The sequence below is a fragment of the Acinetobacter sp. YH12112 genome (assembly GCF_013418945.1).
GTDB classification, from domain to species: domain Bacteria; phylum Pseudomonadota; class Gammaproteobacteria; order Pseudomonadales; family Moraxellaceae; genus Acinetobacter; species Acinetobacter indicus.
Genome location: NZ_VPBA01000010.1, coordinates 17384 through 37764, shown reverse-complemented (window position 1 = coordinate 37764; position 20381 = coordinate 17384). Strand labels below are relative to the sequence as shown.

Annotated in this window: 19 protein-coding genes, 1 other RNA gene and 1 pseudogene; 13 read left to right on the top strand and 8 right to left on the bottom strand. The window is 46.2% G+C overall.

Annotation, left to right across the window (positions count from 1 at the left end; all coding sequences use genetic code 11):
• Nucleotides 1-46: 46 nt before the first annotated feature.
• Nucleotides 47-751 (bottom strand): NAD-dependent deacylase, encoded by a 705-nt coding sequence (locus FTU50_RS05485; RefSeq protein WP_075166825.1) that lies wholly within the window; start codon nucleotides 749-751, stop codon nucleotides 47-49.
• Nucleotides 744-1703 carry a LysR substrate-binding domain-containing protein gene (locus FTU50_RS05480; protein ID WP_075174550.1) on the bottom strand — a complete coding sequence of 320 codons (960 nt, stop codon included), beginning with the start codon at nucleotides 1701-1703 and terminating at the stop codon, nucleotides 744-746. Before FTU50_RS05480 ends, FTU50_RS05485 begins: the two co-directional genes overlap by 8 nt.
• 247 nt (nucleotides 1704-1950) lie before the next feature.
• On the opposite strand from FTU50_RS05480, the gene FTU50_RS05475 reads away from it, so the two are divergent.
• Nucleotides 1951-3174 (top strand): acyl-CoA dehydrogenase, encoded by a 1224-nt coding sequence (locus tag FTU50_RS05475; protein WP_104490393.1) that lies wholly within the window; start codon nucleotides 1951-1953, stop codon nucleotides 3172-3174.
• Between the two features lies 1 nt (nucleotide 3175).
• Nucleotides 3176-3481, top strand: a pseudogene (locus tag FTU50_RS05470) (CoA transferase); the annotation flags it as partial.
• A 97-nt stretch (nucleotides 3482-3578) separates the two neighbouring features.
• Here the strand turns inward: FTU50_RS05470 and FTU50_RS05465 are convergent.
• Together FTU50_RS05465 and FTU50_RS05460 are read right to left on the bottom strand one after the other, a co-directional pair.
• On the bottom strand, nucleotides 3579-4487 hold the full coding sequence (locus FTU50_RS05465) for an alpha/beta fold hydrolase (RefSeq protein ID WP_180069572.1): 909 nt from the start codon (nucleotides 4485-4487) through the stop codon (nucleotides 3579-3581).
• A gap of 21 nt (nucleotides 4488-4508) precedes the next feature.
• Entirely contained in the window at nucleotides 4509-5054 is a 546-nt protein-coding gene (locus FTU50_RS05460) for a PadR family transcriptional regulator (protein ID WP_160243061.1), read from the bottom strand.
• Between the two features lie 134 nt (nucleotides 5055-5188).
• Between FTU50_RS05460 and FTU50_RS05455 the strand changes: the two genes are divergently transcribed.
• The 3 genes from FTU50_RS05455 to FTU50_RS05445 all read left to right on the top strand — a co-directional run bounded on the left by FTU50_RS05455 (nucleotide 5189) and on the right by FTU50_RS05445 (nucleotide 9077).
• The gene (locus FTU50_RS05455; RefSeq protein WP_180069569.1) at nucleotides 5189-7213 is read left to right on the top strand and encodes an NADPH-dependent 2,4-dienoyl-CoA reductase; all 2025 of its coding nucleotides are present in this window, start codon (nucleotides 5189-5191) and stop codon (nucleotides 7211-7213) included.
• Between the two features lie 277 nt (nucleotides 7214-7490).
• Nucleotides 7491-7898, top strand: a complete 408-nt coding sequence (locus FTU50_RS05450; RefSeq protein WP_075166817.1) for a nuclear transport factor 2 family protein — start codon at nucleotides 7491-7493, stop codon at nucleotides 7896-7898.
• Between the two features lie 81 nt (nucleotides 7899-7979).
• The gene (locus FTU50_RS05445; RefSeq protein WP_180069566.1) at nucleotides 7980-9077 is read left to right on the top strand and encodes a YheT family hydrolase; all 1098 of its coding nucleotides are present in this window, start codon (nucleotides 7980-7982) and stop codon (nucleotides 9075-9077) included.
• 59 nt (nucleotides 9078-9136) lie between these two features.
• Here FTU50_RS05445 and FTU50_RS05440 read toward each other — a convergent pair whose 3' ends face one another.
• Entirely contained in the window at nucleotides 9137-10306 is a 1170-nt protein-coding gene (locus FTU50_RS05440) for an MFS transporter (RefSeq protein ID WP_075167985.1), read from the bottom strand.
• Nucleotides 10307-10314: 8 nt separating this feature from the next.
• Nucleotides 10315-11121: a 2,5-didehydrogluconate reductase DkgB gene (gene dkgB / locus FTU50_RS05435; RefSeq protein WP_075167984.1), complete on the bottom strand. Its 807-nt coding sequence runs from the start codon at nucleotides 11119-11121 to the stop codon at nucleotides 10315-10317.
• A 110-nt stretch (nucleotides 11122-11231) separates the two neighbouring features.
• Here dkgB and FTU50_RS05430 point away from each other — a divergent pair, with 110 nt between their 5' ends.
• Nucleotides 11232-12122 (top strand): LysR family transcriptional regulator, encoded by an 891-nt coding sequence (locus tag FTU50_RS05430; protein WP_104470497.1) that lies wholly within the window; start codon nucleotides 11232-11234, stop codon nucleotides 12120-12122.
• Nucleotides 12123-12182: 60 nt separating this feature from the next.
• On the opposite strand, the gene FTU50_RS05425 is transcribed toward FTU50_RS05430, so the two are convergent.
• Nucleotides 12183-12599: a hypothetical protein gene (locus tag FTU50_RS05425; protein WP_005178512.1), complete on the bottom strand. Its 417-nt coding sequence runs from the start codon at nucleotides 12597-12599 to the stop codon at nucleotides 12183-12185.
• A gap of 225 nt (nucleotides 12600-12824) precedes the next feature.
• Here FTU50_RS05425 and FTU50_RS05420 point away from each other — a divergent pair, with 225 nt between their 5' ends.
• The 6 genes from FTU50_RS05420 (at nucleotide 12825) to rodA (ending at nucleotide 19033) form a co-directional block, all read left to right on the top strand.
• Nucleotides 12825-14462 (top strand): CTP synthase, encoded by a 1638-nt coding sequence (locus FTU50_RS05420; protein ID WP_005178510.1) that lies wholly within the window; start codon nucleotides 12825-12827, stop codon nucleotides 14460-14462.
• Nucleotides 14463-14492: 30 nt separating this feature from the next.
• Entirely contained in the window at nucleotides 14493-15350 is an 858-nt protein-coding gene (gene kdsA, locus FTU50_RS05415) for a 3-deoxy-8-phosphooctulonate synthase (protein ID WP_005178509.1), read from the top strand.
• A 44-nt stretch (nucleotides 15351-15394) separates the two neighbouring features.
• A complete protein-coding gene (gene eno / locus FTU50_RS05410) occupies nucleotides 15395-16684 on the top strand; it encodes a phosphopyruvate hydratase (RefSeq protein ID WP_016659026.1) in 1290 nt (429 codons plus the stop codon).
• 7 nt (nucleotides 16685-16691) lie between these two features.
• A complete protein-coding gene (locus FTU50_RS05405) occupies nucleotides 16692-17093 on the top strand; it encodes a septum formation initiator family protein (RefSeq protein ID WP_075167982.1) in 402 nt (133 codons plus the stop codon).
• Entirely contained in the window at nucleotides 17053-17790 is a 738-nt protein-coding gene (gene ispD / locus FTU50_RS05400) for a 2-C-methyl-D-erythritol 4-phosphate cytidylyltransferase (protein WP_180069563.1), read from the top strand. The genes FTU50_RS05405 and ispD overlap by 41 nt, the downstream gene beginning before the upstream one ends.
• 106 nt (nucleotides 17791-17896) lie before the next feature.
• Nucleotides 17897-19033 (top strand): rod shape-determining protein RodA, encoded by a 1137-nt coding sequence (gene rodA, locus FTU50_RS05395; protein WP_005178500.1) that lies wholly within the window; start codon nucleotides 17897-17899, stop codon nucleotides 19031-19033.
• Nucleotides 19034-19078: 45 nt separating this feature from the next.
• On the opposite strand, the gene FTU50_RS05390 is transcribed toward rodA, so the two are convergent.
• On the bottom strand, nucleotides 19079-19933 hold the full coding sequence (locus FTU50_RS05390; protein WP_016659024.1) for a YbgF trimerization domain-containing protein: 855 nt from the start codon (nucleotides 19931-19933) through the stop codon (nucleotides 19079-19081).
• Nucleotides 19934-20224: 291 nt separating this feature from the next.
• Here FTU50_RS05390 and ffs point away from each other — a divergent pair.
• Nucleotides 20225-20321, top strand: an RNA gene (ffs, locus tag FTU50_RS05385) — signal recognition particle sRNA small type.
• Nucleotides 20322-20381 lie beyond the last annotated feature (60 nt).

The following is a 20381-nucleotide window of genomic DNA, read 5'->3' as shown; positions in this document are numbered from 1 at the left end:
TATTGGCTTTGAGCCTTTTGTGTTTGACCGATGGTTTTGATTCAACTTACAGGGCCGCCAGCAGACGCGGCTTTAACTGTGCCAAACCTTGGGTTGCAGTGGCGGCAATACATTCATATTGTGCTGGTAAATGCTGCTGATTGGCTTTCGGATCAATATAAAAGGCCTGACAGCTGGCCGGAATTTCATGAACCAGACCGGCCACCGGGTAGACCGCCAGACTGCTGCCAATCACAATAAAAATATCGGCATCCTGCACCCATTCAATCGCTTGTTCATAGGCTGGTACCGCCTCACCAAACCAGACCACATGTGGCCGTAGCGGATAACCCGCATCACAGACATCGCGTTCCAAATCCAGCTCGGCGCCTTCAATCGGGTAAAAGCGGGTAGTGGTTTGTGCATCGGGTCCGGAAGTTTTGGCCAGCCGGATATTGCCATGCAAATGTAATACCTGCTGGCTACCGGCACGTTCATGCAGATCATCAATATTCTGGGTAATAACAGCCACATCAAAATACTGTTCCAGTTCGGCAATCAATTGATGTGCCGCGTTGGGCTGGGCATTCAGAATATTTTTGCGCCGTTCATTATAAAAACGCTGCACCAGCGCCGGATTTTTGGCCCAGGCTTCCGGCGTGGCCACATCTTCCACCCGATGCTGTTCCCACAATCCATCGCTATCACGGAAGGTATTAATCCCGCTTTCGGCGCTCATTCCGGCACCGGAGAAAACAATCAGTTTAGGCATAGGTAGATTCCTGTGTGGCGATACTGTGCGTGACTTCCTGTTGCATCCATTCTACAAATTTCTGAATTAAAACTGAATTTTCCTGACTGGAATGTACCAGATAATAGGAGCGCCGGCCGCTGAGCTGCTGATCTGAGGCCAGTACCAGTTCACCGCTGGTTAATTCCTGCTGAATCAGCATTTGCGGGATGAGCGCCATTCCCATGCCATGACTGGCGGCCACAGCCAGCATCGAAAACAGTTCATGACGCTGTCCATCATACGGATGGGCATGCTCAATCTGCTGGGTCTGAAACCATTCCTGCCAGATGGTCGGTCGTGTGGTTTGCTGTAATAAGGGCAGTTGCTGTAATTGTTCAGCAGCCAGGTTATAACCATAGCGATGGCTTTTTTGTGCCGCAGGAAAATGCCGGGCAATCAGCTGCGGTGAGCACACCGGCACCACATCTTCCTTCATTAAAAAATGGGTGTGGATTCCGGGCCAATGATCAATCTGCTGCTGCGTGCCGGCATAAATGGCCGCATCAAAAATATTTTCATTAAATAAAAACGGTTTGGTGCTGGTTTCCAAATGGATGGTAATTTCCGGATAGCGCTGGTTAAAACGATGCAGCTTCGGCACCAGCCAGCGCGTGGCAAAAGTTGGTACCACACCCAGTTTTAAGGTGCCACCTAATCCTTTATGCGACATCACATCGAGCGTGCTTTGCTCCAGCCCCAGTAAATAGGGTTTGATACTTTTATAATAATGCTGTCCTGCAGGCGTCAGTTCGACTCCATGCCGGGTCCGGATAAACAGGCTTAAGCCAAGAAATTCTTCCAGCTGCTGGATTTGCCGGGAAACCGCACTTTGGGTAATAAACAGCTCTTGCGAGGCATGGGTATAACTGCAATGTTTGGCTGCCGACTCAAAGCAGAGCAAGGCCTGTAAAGATGGAATATTACGCCGCATTTCAGATCATCCTTTATCTGCACAGGTATTTGAAAATAGCATAGATGAAGGCGCTATGATCGCCAATTTGGTTATTTTTTATTGTTTCTTCACAGGTTTTAACGCGATGCGCAGCTCCAGTATGAATATGCTTATTTAAGATATGCGGAGAATGCATATCTGCATTAAAAAATCTCGTTTGAAAATATTATTTTTCACACATAGTATCAACACAAACAACGAGAACATTATTCAGGCAGAGGAAGCTATGAATCAAATGGTAAATTCACATTCAGGCCGTAAAGTACATTTTGACTGGCAAGACCCATTCCTGCTGGAGCAGCAGCTGACTGCAGAAGAACGCATGATCCGTGATACTGCTGCAGCCTATTGTCAGGACAAGCTGATGCCACGTGTATTAGAACAGTTCCGTCATGAAAAAACCGATCCGACCATTTTCCGTGAAATGGGCGAGCTAGGCTTACTAGGCCCAACCATTCCTGAACAGTATGGCGGTGCCGGTTTAAATTATGTCAGCTATGGTCTGATTGCCCGTGAAGTTGAACGTGTCGATTCAGGTTACCGTTCTATGGCCAGTGTACAAAGCTCACTGGTGATGGTGCCGATTAATGAATTTGGCTCGGAAGAACAAAAACAGAAGTATTTACCGAAACTGGCGACTGGTGAATATATTGGCTGTTTTGGTCTGACCGAACCTGATCATGGTTCTGACCCGGGCAGCATGATTACCCGTGCCAAAAAAGTTGATGGCGGTTACCGTTTAACGGGCGCGAAAATGTGGATTACCAATAGCCCAATTGCCGATGTATTTGTGGTCTGGGCCAAAGAGGTTTCACCTGAAGGCAATGTCGGTGACATCCGCGGATTTATTCTGGAAAAAGGCTGGGAAGGGCTGTCTGCACCTGCGATCCATGGCAAAGTCGGTTTACGTGCCTCGATCACCGGTGAAATTGTGATGGATAACGTCTTTGTCCCAGAAGAAAATGCATTTCCAGAAGTGCGTGGCTTGAAAGGTCCATTTACCTGCCTGAACAGTGCCCGTTACGGGATTGCCTGGGGTGCGATGGGCGCAGCAGAATTTTGCTGGCATACCGCACATCAATACACCATGGACCGTAAACAGTTTGGCCGTCCATTGGCAGCAAACCAGCTGATTCAGAAAAAACTGGCCGATATGCAAACTGAAATTGCCCTTGGTTTACAGGTAGCATTACGTTTTGGTCGCATGAAAGATGAAGGTATCGCGTCAGTTGAAGGGACTTCACTGATCAAGCGCAATAACTGTGGTAAGGCCCTGGATATTGCACGTCTAGCACGTGACATGATGGGCGGTAACGGGATTTCTGATGAATTTGGTGTAGCCCGTCATCTGGTTAATCTGGAAGTCGTGAATACCTATGAAGGTACTCATGATGTACATGCTTTAATTCTGGGCCGTGCACAGACCGGAATTGCTGCATTTTGTAATTAATGCAGAGGAATGGGTACGCCGGATTCATGCGGTCAAAGTGCCGGTCGGTGTAATTAACTCGATTGAAGATGCCTTGGCTGAGCCACAAATTCAGCATCGGCAGATGCTGGTTAATTTGCCGCACAGTTTAAATGCGCAATTTAGGATGATTGCATCACCAATCAAGCTGTCAGATACCCCAGTCGAATACCGACAGGCACCCCCACAACTGGGTGAACATACGGCCTATATTCTGTCCCGTTTTAAATCTGCCGAAGAACTGCAGGCTTTAAAACAGCAGGGCATTATTGATGGGAAAATTGCCTAGCGCTTTGCCTTGATTGCTAATCTTCACTTGCTTTTTGCCGAACCTCACACTGTTCGGCTTTTTTTATTGAGTGCGCTATAAATATTGATGCAGATACTTACTGATGCTGCAACAAAAAGCGTTTAATTTCACGGGCAAATTTCAGCGGCTCAGTCAGTAGCGGAGTATGCCCTGATTTTTCAAACAACACCTGCCGTGCCTGTGCCACACTTTGGGCAATCAGGGTTTGTCCCTGTACCGGATAGAGCACCGATTGCACCCCGCTAAAAAACACCGTAGGACAGTTCAGCTGGCTTAAAGCCTCGCGATAATCTTCGGCATGTTCTAAATAGTTGCGGATATACCAGGCCATATAGTCCAGTCGAGATGAGGGTAATAGCAGATGTTGCAAACGTGGCTGTTGCAGGATTTTACAAAAGATGGCTCGCTGGCGCGGGTTGTTATTTTGCAGCTCAATAAACTGCATCCATAAAGCACATAGTTGATCTTTGGCTGTGTTATTTAAATCGTGAATCCACTGAAGATGTGCGTGTTCCGTAAATAGTGCGGACAGTTCGGATAAGATCTGTTTGAAGCGGCTGTGCTGCTGGCCAAACAGGCCATAGGCCCAGTGTTCATCCACCATGATTTTCGGGGTCTGATCAATATGCAAATAAGCTTTTAACTGCGCTGCCAGCTGTCCATATTGCATACCATGCATGGCAGTGGTCGCACCCATCGAATAGGCAACGATTATAAACTGTTGCAGCTGTAGTTGCTGAATTAAGGATTGCACATCCTGCCAGTGGCTGGAAATGGCATCCAGCTCCGGAATACGGCACTGTTTCGAACCGCCAAAGCCGCGCCAGTCGGGAATAATAAAACGGAACTGTTTGCGTAGCGGCCACAAAAACGGCAGCCATTGCCAGCTGTGCATGCCCAAACCGGACAGCACCAGCACCGGTTGGCCCTGACCAAATTCACGCACAAATAAACCTTCGCCATCGGGCATGACATAATACGGCATGAGATTTTATTCCTTGAAATTTTATTGTTGTTGATCAAAAGCTTTTAGCGCCGGAATCACCGCTTCCAGCCAGCGAATCCAGCCGATTTCCTGCTCGATACCCAGCTGTAAAATCATTTTATGAATATATAAGGTACGATTTTCGTCGGTCTGCTGGGCAAAGTCTTTGGCATAAATGGCCTGATACAGCTGCAATTTTTCCTGATGCAACTGTAAATGCCGCTCTAGCTCGGGCAAAACCTCATTACCGCCGAGTTGTGCTTCGGCCCGTAAACGCACCATCAGTTCTTCACGGAGCTGCGCCGGAGGACCTTGCTTGACCATCCAGTCGGCCAGTTCGACCCGGCCTGCGGCCTCAACCTGATAGGTTTTTTTACGGCCTTGGGCATCTTCTTCAGCCAAAGTGGAAATCCAGCCTTTGCTGAGCATGCTGTTTAATTCACGATAAATCTGCTGATGGGTGGCATTCCAGAAAAAGCCCATCGAGCGATCAAAGCGCCGGGCCAGTTCAATGCCCGTGCTGGGTTTTTCAATCAGGCTGGTGAGTAATACATGGGCTAAAGACATAGATGAGATCATGCAAGTATGAATCTAAAATATTATGCAACATGTTGCATAAAAGTCAAAATTCGCATATAAATTTATGCAACAAGTTGCATTAACATAAAAATAGCCCGCTTTTGGCCAGCCAAGGAGAGAATATGTCGAATTATCCGCATCTGTTAGCCCCGCTTGATTTAGGCTTTACCACCTTAAAAAACCGCGTACTTATGGGTTCTATGCACGTGGGTCTTGAAGAAGCACCAAATGGTTATGCACGGATGGCAGCATTCTATGCAGAGCGTGCCAAAGGCGGCGTAGGCCTGATTGTAACCGGCGGGATTTCTCCAAATGATGCCGGCTTAACCTTTGCAGGTGGCAATAAACTTGACACCTTGGCCGAAGCTGAAAAACATAAAGTGGTCACCCAAGCCGTGCATGAAGCGGGCGGTAAAATCGCCTTGCAGATTTTGCATACCGGACGATATTCCTATCAGCCGGATATTGTGGCGCCATCCGCGATTCAGGCGCCTATTAACCCGTCTAAACCGCATGCACTCACCTCGGCCGAAGTGCAGCAGACCATTGCCGATTTTGCCAACTGTGCCAAGCTGGCCAAATATGCCGGTTATGACGGTGTTGAAATTATGGGTTCGGAAGGCTACTTGATTAACGAGTTTATTGCCAAGCGCACCAATCATCGTGATGATGAATGGGGCGGTAGCTATGAAAACCGGATTCGCTTTCCGATTGAAATCGTGAAACGTACCCGTGCTGAAGTCGGCGAAAACTTCATTATTATCTATCGTCTGTCGATGCTGGATCTGGTCGAAGGCGGATCAAGTTTTGAAGAAGTGGTGCAGCTGGCCAAAGAAATTGAAAAAGCGGGTGCGACCATTATTAATACCGGTATTGGCTGGCATGAAGCACGTATTCCGACCATTGCCACCAAAGTGCCGCGTGCGGCTTTTAGCTGGGTCACAGAAAAGCTCAAAGGTGAAGTCAAAATTCCTTTAATCACCTCCAACCGGATTAATACCCCGGAAATGGCAGAGCATGTACTGGCGACCGGTCAGGCCGATATGGTGTCAATGGCACGTCCATTTTTGGCAGATGCCGATTTTGTAGTAAAAGCCGAGCAGGGCCGTAGCGATGAAATTAATACCTGTATTGCCTGTAACCAGGCCTGTCTGGACCATATTTTCTCCATGAAAATTGCCTCCTGTCTGGTCAATCCACGTGCCTGTCATGAAACCGAGCTGATCTTTAAAGAAGCGAGCCAGCCAAAAAATATTGCGGTAATTGGGGCTGGTCCCGCCGGTTTAAGCTTTGCAATTTATGCGGCAGATCGTGGCCATGAAGTCACCATTTTTGAAGCCTCTAACCAGATTGGCGGGCAGTTTAATATTGCCAAGACCATTCCGGGCAAAGAAGAATTTTATGAAACCTTGCGTTATTTCAAACGTCAAATTGAGTTGCAGCCACGCATTCAGCTAAAACTGAATCATACGGCTAGCTTTGATGAGCTGAGCAAGAGCAGTTTTGACGAGATTGTGGTGGCAACAGGGGTAACTCCACGTCAGCTGGACATTGAAGGAATTGATCATCCAAAAGTCCTGAGCTATCTGGATGTGCTGAAAGAGCGTCGACCGGTGGCGAAACGGGTTGCGATTATTGGTGCCGGTGGAATTGGTTTTGATACCGCAGAATACTTAAGTCATGCCGGTGAAAGTGGCAGTCTGAATCCGGAAAAATTCTATGATGAATGGGGGATTGATACCGAATATGAGCATGTCGGTGGCCTGAAACCGGCACAGGTAGAAGCCTCCAATCATGAAATCTATTTATTGCAGCGTAAAGCATCTTCGGTGGGAGCAGGCCTGGGCAAAACCACCGGCTGGATTCATCGTACCGGCTTAAAAAACCGTGACGTTAAAATGATGGCCGGCGTAAGCTACCAGAAAATTGATGATCAGGGGCTGCATATTACGGTCAATGACCAGCCGATGCTGTTGGAAGTTGAAAATGTGGTGATCTGTGCCGGACAAGAATCTTATACTGCTATGTACGATCAGCTGCAAGCTGCGGGTAAAAATGTGCATCTGATTGGCGGTGCCAAGGAAGCCGGTGAGTTAGATGCCAAACGCGCAATCCGTCAGGGCGCAGAGTTGGCGGCGAAAATTTAATGCAATTCCTTCACCCTCTCCCTATGGAAGAGCGCTGGGGAGAGGGTGAATAACCGCCTCTGCCCTGTGCAGCAGGGTTGCTCATCTTCTGGACGCAGAGGGAATTCGCTGAATAGAATCAACTCCTTCCTTTGAAAAAGGGAGGTTGGGAGGGATTCTTGTAGAAAAACTCCCCTAAATCCTCCTTTCTTGCACTTCGTTGTAAAGCAATGCTTTAAAACTTGCTCAGGGGGAGTTTATATAGCAATGAAATATCAAAACAAAAAAGGACCCCAAAATGACCTTACACATCACCAAAACCGCGATTGCCCGTTGGCACCAGATGCTTGAACAGCGTGATATGGCCATCCTGAATGAACTGCTGGCCGATGAGGTGGTGTTTCGTTCTCCGGTGGCCTATCAGCCTTATGCCGGCAAGCAGGTGGTGTTTTTTATTCTGACCAATGTAATTCAGGTCTTTGAGAACTTTAGCTATCACCGTGAATTTTATGCTGCAGACGGTAACAATGTTGTGCTTGAGTTTTCTGCCCAGGTGGGAGATAAAAAACTCAAGGGTATTGATATGATCCGCTTCAATGATCAAGGTCAGATCATTGATTTTGAAGTGATGATTCGTCCTAAAAGCGGCCTCGAAGCTCTGGCTGCCGAGATGGGACAAAGGATGGCACAATTTATGCCCACCTGATCTAAGCCCTGAACTCAACTGACTTCATAACATGAGAGAACTAGCATGATATAAGCCAAACCATAAAAGGGGGAACAAAACATGAAATTTGTGATCCAGAAAATGGCCCAGCTCACCCAGCGCTTGATTGATGAATGGACCGGCGCCGCAGAACCGACCTTATACTTTAATCCCGAAGGTCAAATCCGGCGCTGTATTGATGTTTTACCGCAACTGAAACAGAAATACCGGCCAACCCCGTGGCTGTCCAATACCCATGCGCATCTGCTTTATTTTGACTTAATCAAGAAAAAAACCATCCGCCTGCATTACGATGCCATTGAGCAGCTGAACATGTCCGATGGTGGTGTAACGGCTATTGCCTGGTACGGTCTGCATCTGCCACCATGCACCCCAACCATTATTGTAATGCACACTATTGTTGGCACTGCCGAGAGCATGAGCGAGCTGGTGCGGGATTTACATCAGCAGACCGGCTGGCGTATTGCCCTATGTTTACGCCGTGGTCATGCCAACTTGCCTATGCCGGTTCCGAAAATCTGCCTGTTTGGTTCCACCGAAGATTTACGGGAACAGATCCAGTTTATTCAGCAAAAATTTCCAGTTTCTGCCCTGTATGGCGTAGGTTCATCGGCAGGCACCGGTTTGCTGGTGCGTTATTTAGGTGAAGAAGGCGATGAAACACCACTTAAAGCTGCCTTTGCATTGTGCCCGGGGTATGACACCGAAATTGGCTTTAATCATGTTCATCCGTTTTATAGCAAAGTCATGACCAAAAAGGTGATTCAGGCCTTTATTGATCCTTATCGGAGTAGCTGGCAGAAAACCAAATCGCTGGCCAAAGTCATTACCGCACAAAACCTGGCCGAATTTGAGCAGGCCTATTTTGAGATGGCTGGCTATCATGATTATGAAAGTTATAGCAAAGCCATTAACCCGATTTATGTGTTCCAGAATGTCAAAATTCCCCTGATGATTTTAAACGCCGAAGATGATCCCGTTTGTCACATTAAAAATTTTGAACCGTATAAAGACATGATCCGTCAAATGCCGAATATTATGGTGGTGACCACCAAAAAAGGCAGCCATTGTGGCTTCTATGAAGGGGCACTTAATACAGAGTCTTGGGCAACCAAGCTGATTGCGGACTTTTTGAAATTGGAACAACAAAAACACTAAGTATAAAAAAGACCTACAGCAGTGTAGGTCTTTTTTTGATTGGTTTAGTCGTGTAAGGCTTAAACGGCTTCACAGGCTTTCTTGCTGAGACCGAACTTCATCTGCAGTAAAACCAAGATTAAGGCCATAAAGCTGAGTGCGGCACCTGCATATGAAACCGCTGCATAGCTGAGTTGCATACTTAATACGGTTGCACCTGCAAAGGCACCTAAGGCATTGCCTAAGTTAAACGCGCCAATGTTAACTGAAGAGGCGAGACCAGGCGCATCTGCTGCAACTGACATGACGCGCATTTGCAGTGGTGGTACTACCGCAAATGCTGCCGTACCCCAAATCACTAAGCCAATCGCCGCACCAACGGTTGTTTGCGCTAATACTGGGAAAACAAGCATCATCACCATCAAAAGTACAAGGAAGCCTATCAGGGTTTTCTCTAGGGATAGATCGGCAAACTTTCCGCCAAAATGGTTACCAATAGAGAAACCGATCCCGATTAACACCAACATCAAGGTGATGGTTTGCGGTGATGCCTGCATAAATACATGTAGGCTCGGAGCAATGTAGGTATATAACGCAAACATTGCGCCCGCGCTCATGACCGTGGTTAATAAAGCAAGGACGACAGGCGCACGTGTTAAAACACGTAATTCTTTTGCTACATTCGGTTTAACCACATCGTGATCTTGTGGGAGTGCTTTCCATAGTGCCAATATGGTCATAATGCCTAAGATTGAAATCGCAGCAAAAGCCATGCGCCAACTGGTATTTTGACTGAGCCACGTTGCAAGTGGCACACCGCCAATATTGGCAATGGTGAGACCCATAAACATCATGGCGACTGCACTGGCTTGTTTGTCTTTAGGCACAACACTGGCCGCCACCACCGAACCTAAGCCAAAGAATGCACCATGGTTTAAACTGGTAATTAAACGTGCACCCATTAAGCTCATATAATCAGGTGCAACGGTCGCCAACACATTCCCAATCGTGAAAATAGCCATCAATAGGATTAAAGCGGTTTTCTTAGGAAAGCGTGCCAGCCATAAGGTCATGAGCGGAGCCCCAATCATGACACCTACTGCATAGGCACTAATCAGCAGTCCGGCTTGTGGAATTGAAACGGACAAATCGTTGGCAATTTCAGGCAAAAAGCCCATGGGTGAAAACTCGGTGGTTCCAATGGCAAAAGCACCCACTGCAAGTGCCAAAAGTGGAAAATTAATTTTCATAGCGATGCTCAATCCCAAATCGGTGCTAATCCTTCAGGATTAACTTCACGTTGATTTCGGTCTAATTGCGTAATTGCCATCATTTCTTCAGTCGATAGTTGAATCTCTTGCGCCTTTAAGTTGGACATCAAGTGTTCACGTTTGGTTGAAGAAGGTATGACTGCAAAACCACGTTGTAATGCCCAAGCCAAGCTAATTTGTGCAGTCGATACTTGATGTTGCTGCGCGATGTGCATTAAAACAGGATCATTCAAAACCTTACCGTAAGCCAGTGTCATATATGAAGTGACATCAATGTTTTGTGCTTGGAGGAAATCAACCAGTTGATGGTTTTGTAGGTAAGGACTGAGTTCAATTTGGTTGGTTGCGATGTTTTCTAGCCCAATACTCTCAATCGCCTGTTGAGTCAGCTCAATATTGAAGTTAGAAATACCAATGTGTTCGGTCAAACCTTGTTGTTTCGCTTGCAATAAGTTCTGCATGAGTTCTGTAATGTTTACACCTGTACTTGGGGCAGGCCAGTGGATCAAGGTTAGATTCACGGTATCGGTTTTTAGTTTATGCAAACTTTCTTTTAAGCTTGGAATCAATTTTTCTGCTGAGTAATTTTCCATCCAGATTTTTGTGGTGAGAAAAAGATCTTGACGATTGATACCACTGAGTTCAATGGCTTGACCAACTTCGGCTTCATTACCATAGATTTGAGCAGTATCGACCGCACGATAACCGACTTCTAGTGCAGTTTTCACAGACTCAATGACAGTGTCACCTGTTAAACGGAAAGTACCTAGGCCGAATTGAGGAACGATATTCATTTTTTACTCGATAACTTGTTTCATGGAATGAGGCTATTTTGTAGAAAAAAGACTTGCTTAAAAACTGGGTAATTTGCAAAATATTATTGACTATTAATCAATAATTACACATGAAATCAACCATAGAAGAATTAACGGCTTTTGTGAGCATTGTTGATAGTGGCTCTATCGTCAAAGCTGCGCAGCAATTGGATCAAACCACATCGGGTGTCAGCCGAGCCTTGCAACGTCTAGAGTCAAAGTTGAATGTGACTTTGCTAGAGCGAACGACACGGAAGCTCAAGTTGACCTATGAAGGGCAGCAGTTTTTGACAAAGGCACGTAAAATTTTACTTGATCTGACCGAAGCTGAAGAAAGCCTGCAAAATAATGATGCTGAGGCGTCTGGTTTAATTCGGATTGATTCAGCAACGCCTTTTGTGCTGCATGTGATAGTGCCGCTGATTGAAGAGTTTATGCAGCGCTATCCAAAAATTGATATAGAAATTACCAATCACGATCAGGTTATAGACTTACTTGAACATAAAACCGATGTCGCGATTCGGTTTGGTGAGTTAGCGGATTCCAGCTTACATGCCAAGCTGCTTTGTAAAAGTCGGTTATATATTGTGGCTAGTCCTGTTTATGCGCAAAAACATGGTCTACCTAAAAATGCAGCAGAATTAAGCTCACATACTTTGCTTGGTTTTAGTCAGCCTGCACATTTAAATACGTGGCCTATTCAGTTGGAGGATGAGCCTTTAATTATTCAGGCCAAAATTAAATGTTCAAATGGAGAAACGGTTCGTCAGTTGGCATTGCAAGGGGCAGGGATTGCGTGTTTGTCACGTTTTATGGTCGAGCAAGATATTCAAGATGGGCGGTTTATTGCTTTGTTGGAAGATCAAATTCAGATCAAAGAGCAGAAAATACATGCGGTCTACTATCAACAGAATTATGTGCCAAAACGTATTCGCTTATTTATTGACTTTCTTGTAGAAAAATTAAAAGCTTATTTATAAGCCGGCAATAAAAAAACCCGATATCAATCGGGTTTTTTTAATCATCTAATATAGCGATGATTAGTTTTCTAAAGCTGGTGTCGCTGCTGCAATGGCTGCGGCAACGGCGTCATCTTGTGACTGGCTGTCCGGGTCCGGGTTGGCTGGACGGGCTTCTACAGGTTTGTCTTCAGCAGGAGCGGCCTGAGCTGGCTGAGGGGCTGGCGCAGGTTCACGTGGCGTCACTTCACGACGAATTTCGGTTGTGGTGTTTTCAGTTTCAGTACGTTCAACTTCGTATTCCACTGGCGCTTCAGTTTCAGACACTTCTGGCGTTTCTGCTTCAAGTGGCTCGAACTGGGCTGGCTCAGTGATCTGCTCAGTTTGCTGAACCTCAACTTCAACCTGTTCTTCTTCCTGAGGTGCTTCTTTTTTAACACAGGCACTCAGGAATAAACTGGTTGCAATTGCACCACAAATCAAAAATTTTTTGTTCATAATCTAAAAAAGGAGGGTTCAACGAGATGCGCGTATTATAACAGCAAAAAATCAGATGAAAATCCTATGAATAAAATCTAATTTTTTATCGGAAATGCTGATAGAATAGCCAATTGTTTATTGTTCTATGAATTGATGCGGAATGACTTTGCTTTATAGGTGCAGAGTAAAGTAAAATTGCGCAACATTGCAGGCCAGTTTAGGCTCGATTGTACGAGAAACCCAATGACCCATTTTATTTTCGTGACTGGTGGTGTTGTTTCATCACTAGGTAAAGGTATTTCAGCTGCTTCAGTTGCTGCACTTTTAGAAGCCCGTGGTTTGAAAGTAACCATGGTCAAAATGGATCCATACATCAATGTCGATCCAGGGACGATGAGTCCTTTCCAACATGGTGAAGTTTTTGTCACAGAGGATGGTGCTGAAACTGACTTAGACTTGGGTTATTACGAACGTTTCTTGCGTCGTGCGAAGATGACGAAGTTAAACAACTTCACATCAGGTCGCGTGTACCAAGACGTCTTAAATAAAGAGCGTCGTGGTGATTATCTGGGCGGTACCGTTCAGGTGATTCCACACATCACAGATAATATTAAAGAGCGTGTCCTTCGCGCAGGTGAAGGTTATGACGTTGCCATCGTTGAGATTGGCGGCACGGTCGGTGACATTGAATCTCTCCCATTCATGGAATCGGTCCGTCAGCTCATGGTTGAGCTCGGTCATAAACGTACCATGCTGATGCATTTAACCCTGTTGCCATACATCAAGTCGGCAGCAGAGTTAAAAACCAAGCCAACCCAGCACTCGGTTAAAGAATTACTGTCAATCGGTATTCAGCCAGATATCCTGATCTGCCGTACTGAGCACGATGTAGACGCAGATACTACCCGCAAAATTGCACTGTTCACCAACGTTGAAGCGCGTGCAGTGGTGGTATGTAAAGATGCCAAAACCATTTATCAAATTCCACGTACCTTCTATGAGCAGGATGTTGATGATTTGATCTGTGAACGTTTTGGTTTTGATGTGCCAGAAGCAGACCTGTCTGACTGGGATAACGTGGTTGAAGCCTTACTGAATCCGGAATACACCGTACGTGTAGCGATGGTTGGTAAATACGTTGAACTGCCAGATGCCTATAAATCGGTGAACGAAGCATTATTGCATGCCGGTATTCAAAACCGTGTCAAAGTACAAATTGACTATGTCAATGCAGAAGACCTGGAAAGCCAGGACGTTGCAGCCGTACTGAAAGATGCTGACGCAATTCTGGTCCCTGGCGGCTTTGGTGAGCGCGGTACTGAAGGCAAAATGGCGGCAATCCGCTATGCACGTGAAAACGGTGTTCCATTCCTGGGCATCTGTTTAGGTATGCAGCTTGCCGTGATCGAATACGCACGTAATGTTGCCGGTATTGCAGATGCGACTTCAACTGAATTTAACCGTTCAACCAAATCTCCATTAATTGGTCTGATTACCGAATGGTTAGATGAGCGTGGTGAAGTACAGCAGCGTTCAGTTGATTCTGACCTCGGCGGTACCATGCGTTTAGGTGCACAAAAATCAGAACTGGTTGAAGGTACCAAAACCTGTGAAGTGTACGGTTCAGCAGAAATTATTGAACGTCACCGCCACCGCTATGAAATGAATAACCGTTATATTCCTGTTCTTGAAGAAAAAGGCATGAAAATCTCAGGTTATTCACCAGTACAGCACTTGGTGGAAACAGTTGAAATCCCTCAACATCCTTGGTTTATTGCGGTACAATTCCACCCAGAATTTACCAGCTCGCCACGTGATGGACATCCGCTGTTTGCAAGCTTTATTGATGCTGCCAAAAAGCAGTACCAAAACAAGCACTAAGCGGTAAAAGGAATAAACCAGGAAGTTTAAATGTCACAATTAAAAGCACAAGAAGTTGTACGTTTAGGCGATATACAAATGGCAAACCACTTGCCATTTGTACTATTCGGCGGCATGAACGTACTTGAGTCCAAAGATTTGGCCTTTGAAATTGCAGAAACCTATATTGATATCTGCACACGTTTGAATATTCCTTACGTTTTTAAGGCCAGCTTTGATAAAGCCAACCGTTCAAGCCTGAACTCGTTCCGTGGCCCAGGCCTGGAAAAAGGGATTGAGTGGCTGGCAGACATCAAAAAACACTTCAATGTTCCGATTATCACCGACGTGCATGAGCCGTATCAGGCTGCGCCGGTGGCTGAAGTTGCTGACATTATTCAGCTTCCTGCCTTTTTAAGCCGTCAGACCGATTTAGTTGAAGCTATGGCCAAAACACAGGCCATCATCAACATTAAAAAAGCCCAATTCCTTGCGCCGCATGAAATGCGTCATATTCTACATAAATGTCTGGAAGCCGGTAATGACAAACTGATTCTTTGTGAACGGGGCTCAGCCTTTGGTTACAACAATCTGGTGGTCGATATGCTGGGCTTTGACATCATGAAAGAGATGAATGTACCGGTCTTCTTCGATGTGACCCATGCACTGCAAACGCCGGGTGGCCGTGCCGATTCAGCAGGTGGTCGTCGTGCGCAAATCACCACACTGGCGCGTGCCGGTATGGCGACCGGGCTTGCAGGTTTATTCCTAGAAGCGCATCCAGATCCGGATGTGGCCAAATGTGATGGCCCGTGTGCGCTGCGCCTGTCACAATTAGAGCCATTCTTGGCGCAATTAAAAGAATTGGATACTTTAGTTAAAGGATTCAAAAAGTTAGATACTCATTGATGCCCGCAACAGCATCTATTATTCAATCAACTGAGGAATTGTTCATGAGCCAAATCGTTGACATTCGTGCACGTGAAATTTTGGACTCTCGTGGTAACCCAACCATCGAAGCAGACGTAATCTTAGCATCTGGCGTAGTTGGCCGTGCATGTGCACCATCTGGTGCTTCAACTGGTTCTCGTGAAGCTTTAGAACTTCGTGATGGCGATAAAGCACGTTACTTAGGTAAAGGTGTGAAAACTGCCGTAAACAACGTTAACACGCTAATCCGTGATGCGCTGGTGGGTAAATCAGTATTTGAGCAAAAAGACATCGACAATACGATGATTGCTTTAGACGGTACTGAAAACAAAGAAAAATTAGGTGCAAACGCAACGCTAGCCGTATCGTTGGCTGCTGCACGCGCTGCTGCTGATGAAAAGAAAATTCCTCTTTTCCAATACATCGCAGATTTACGTGGTCAAACCATTTTGACTATGCCTGTGCCAATGATGAACATCCTGAACGGTGGTGCGCACGCAGACAACACTGTTGACATCCAAGAGTTCATGATTGAGCCAGTGGGCTTCACTTCATTCGCTGAAGCATTACGTTCAGGCGCTGAAGTATTCCACGCGTTAAAATCAGTATTAAAGAAAAAAGGTTTGAACACAGCTGTAGGTGATGAAGGTGGTTTCGCGCCGAACTTACGTTCAAACGAAGAAGCAATTACCGTAATTCTTGAAGCAATTGAACAGACTGGCTACAAAGCAGGTTCTGACATGATGCTTGCGCTTGACTGTGCATCTTCTGAATTCTACAAGAATGGTCAATACGTACTGGAAGGCGAAGGCAACAAAGCATTCACCAGCAACCAGTTTGCTGACTATTTAGCTGGCCTGGTAAACCAATACCCAATTATCTCAATTGAAGATGGTTTAGATGAATCTGACTGGGAAGGCTGGTCTTACCTGACGTCAATTCTTGGCGACAAGATCCAGTTGGTCGGTGATGACCTGTTCGTGACTAACCCGAAAATCCTGCAACGCGGTATCAACGAAAAAGTGGGTAACTCGATTCTGATTAAATACAACCAGATCGGTACCTTGACTGAAACTTTAGATGCCATCTACCTTGCAAAAGCCAATGGTTACTCAACGGTTATTTCTCACCGTTCAGGTGAAACTGAAGATTCGACCATTGCTGATCTTGCAGTAGGTACAGCAGCAGGTCAAATCAAAACTGGTTCTCTATGCCGTTCTGACCGTGTAGCGAAATATAACCAATTACTTCGTATTGAAGAATTGACGAATGCTGCATATCGCGGTAAAGCTGAGTTTAAAGGTTTAAACTAAGCGACAGATGTCAATGTTAAGTGTATTCGACTCGAAATCGAGTAAAGTACTGTTGGGCCTTGCGATCGTTCTGATCGCAGGGTTTCAATATTTATACTGGTTTGGTGAAGGTGGTTATCGTGAACATCAGGAACTGACCCAGAAAATACAACAACAAACCGAACTCAATAATGAATTAAAAGAACGTAACCGGGTTTTGGCCGCGGAAGTTTATGATTTAAAAAATGGTGTAGAAGCCATCGAAGAACATGCCCGTCTTGATCTGGGCTTAATTAAACCACATGAAACTTTTGTACAGATGAGTACCATCAGTACCCAATATAAGCCGATTTATATCAATCCGAATGCCCAGGTAGATTTACGTACCAATGAAGCACCACAGCCAGCTGCAACAACCCCTACACCATAAACTTTGGGCCGTTATTCCGGCAGCAGGCTCGGGCAGTCGCTTTTCCAAATCCGAACTCAAGCAATATCAGATGATCCAGGACCACACGGTGCTGGAGCATACGGTAGCGCGTTTAAATCAGTTGCCGCTGGCAGGTTATGTGCTGGCCATTGGTGTGCAGGATGATGTGGCCCAGCGTTTGCCGTTTGCACATCAGGATAAAGCTCATTTTTGTCTGGGTGGCGCAGAGCGGGTCAACTCGGTACTGAATGCCTTGCAGTATTTATCTGCTATGGCATCGGATGAAGACTGGGTGCTGGTGCATGATGCCGCGCGTCCCTGTGTGGCGGTTGAAAACTTATATGCGCTGGTGAATCAGGCGGTACACAGCAACCAGAGTGCCATTCTGGCCATTCCGGTCCGTGACACCCTCAAGCGCGTAGAGACGCAGCAGCAGATTCAGACCACAGTAGACCGTGCCCAGCTGTGGCAGGCGCAAACCCCGCAAATGGCGCGCTTAGGTGAGCTAAAACGCGCGATTGAACAGGCATTGGCGCAAGAGGTGAATATTACCGATGAAGCCTGTGCGCTGGAGCATGGTGGCTATCCGGTACAGGTGGTACAAGGCCGCTCGGACAATATTAAAATTACCTATCCCGATGATCTGGAGCTGGCACGTTTAATTCTGCAAGCCCAGCACGCCGGAAGCACTGCATAAAAAATCTTTGCTGAAATCATGAGTCGGGTGTGTATTTCCGATTCACTCTGCGCATGGTTCATCCTATAATTGCCGATGATTTGTTATCTGGATTGAATGGGGCGCAATGATACCTTCTCAGCAGTATCGTTTTTTACGTCACTCTTTACGTGATGGAAGAAGCATTAAAAGCGATACCTCTCGCTGGACCAAACTACACCTCGATCCCTGGCTATTATGCTTTCTAATCCTGAATGCAATTTTAGGGCTGATGGTGGTGTATAGTGCCACCGCACAGGATATGGGGATGGTGATGCGTCAGGGCATCAGCTTTGGTATCGGCTTTATTGCCATGTTTATCTGTGCGCAGATTCCGCCCAAGGTCTATCAGGCCGCCAGTCCCTATTTTTATGCCCTGGCCGTGCTCATGCTGGTACTGGTGCTGCTGATTGGTGAAACCCGTATGGGTGCCAAACGCTGGATCAGTCTGCCCGGTATTGGCAGTATGCAGCCCAGTGAATTCATGAAATTTACCATGCCACTGATGATGGCCTGGTATTTTGCCCGTAAACCGTTTCCACCCAAATTTCTGCAAATCGTCGGTGCGCTGGTACTGCTCGGGATTCCTTTTGTGCTGGTGGCACTACAGCCGGACTTGAACATTGGCCTGATTATTCCAGGCATTTTTGTATTATTTCTGAGCGGTATGTCCTGGCGTTTAATTGGCGGGGCATTTGCGGCGATGGCCATTGTTGCACCGCTGGCCTGGATGTTTTTATTACAGGAATATCAAAAGAAACGGATTTTAACCCTATTTGATCCGGAATCTGATGCACTCGGCGCAGGCTGGAATATTATTCAATCTAAAATCGCCATTGGTTCGGGTGGCCTGACTGGTAAGGGTTATCTGGAAGGGACCCAGTCGCATTTGGGTTATTTGCCGGAGCATCATACCGACTTTATTATGTCGACCTATGCTGAAGAATTTGGCTTCTTTGGGGTGTTTTTACTGTTTGCACTGTTTGCTGCAATTATTATCCGCTGCCTGATTATCAGCTTGAGCTGTTTTCATAATTTCGGCCGCCTATATGCCGGCGCAGTTGGCTTGACCTTCTTCTTCTTTGTGTTTCTAAATTCCGGCATGGTCAGCGGGATTTTACCGGTAACCGGCGATCCATTACCGTTAATGAGCTATGGCGGTACGGCTGTGGTCAGTTTGCTGGCCGGGATGGGCATTGTCATGTCGGTACATACCCATCGTTAAACACGATCCTGCTGTTATAAAAAAGCCTCATCTGAGGCTTTTTGGTTATGAGCTTTTCACAAAGCCTGCTTCCTGGGAAGATGGGTATTTGGTCAGCAGGGTGCTACGATACTGCGCGGCCAGTGCATCATTCTTGTCGACATTTTTGGCAATGCTATACAGGCGATACACCGCATTGGAGGCTTTAGACGAATTTGGATATTTGCTGGCAACAATTTCAAAATTCTTTTTGGCTTCGCTGTAATTGGTTGGTTCAATTGCCAGATTAAACTCGGCCAGCCAGAAATAGGCATTGCTGATATACACGCTATTCGGATGGTTTTTAATAAAGTTCTGCATCGGGGCAATGGCTTTTTTGGCCCCGCCTTGTTTATAGGCATCCAAAGCGATGGTATAGGCGGCTTTTTCCAGTTCTTCCGTCGAGCTTTGTGTGCTAACCACGGTGGTCGCTGCTGGTGCTGGGGCAGCGGTATTATTTACGGGGTTACTGGTGGGTTGGCTGCTGCTGGCTGTACTGGGAGAACTATCCTGTTGATTATCCTCCTCTACAGCAGGTGCTGCTTCCGGATCAATTTTCTGATTGAGCAGTTCAAGACGCTGGTCTAAATCGGTATAACGGTTGGTCAGTTCATGCTTGAGCTGGGCAATCTCGTTTTCCTGTTCTTCCATTTTGCCACGCAGGGTGCGAATATCATTTTCAAGCTGCTGGTTTTTTTGCATCAATTGCCAGTTCAGGTTGGTGGTGACCGGAGCGCCGCTATTGGAGGCGCCAATGGCCGCCGGGGTGCTGGCGCTGCCGCTGTTCTGACTTAAGCCGCGTGATTCAATGGGAATATTGGCCAGTGCTGGCGCAGAGCAGAGCAGGGTGAGTGCACAGAGTGTATGCTTTTTTAGCATCATTTTCATATCCATCTTTTATCTTTACTGGGAATGAGCGGGCAGGAAAGGGCTCATTCCAAATCATCATCATGTGCACATTAAAAACGGCCCGAACCCGAATTGCAATAAGCTTTTACAAAGTTGTCATGAATTAGGCGTCAGTCAAAATTCCCGGAATTCTGTTGCAAAATAACCAATTAAATACAAACTGTTTTTTTAATAATCAAATAGATGGCTGATTTATATAAAAGCGCAATCAGGACTTGCAAGTTCAATAAAATTGTCTATACTCTGTTTCTGCAATGGTAGCCCTGCCGGTTACTTCGCAATTTCACCCTGTGAACCCCGCCAGGACCGGAAGGTAGCAACGGTAGCAGACGTGGGATGTGCCGAAGCTTTGCTGGTAGGGTTGCCACCATTTTTATAATTCTTAGCATATTTCTTTTTAATTTCCTTTCGATTTAACTCT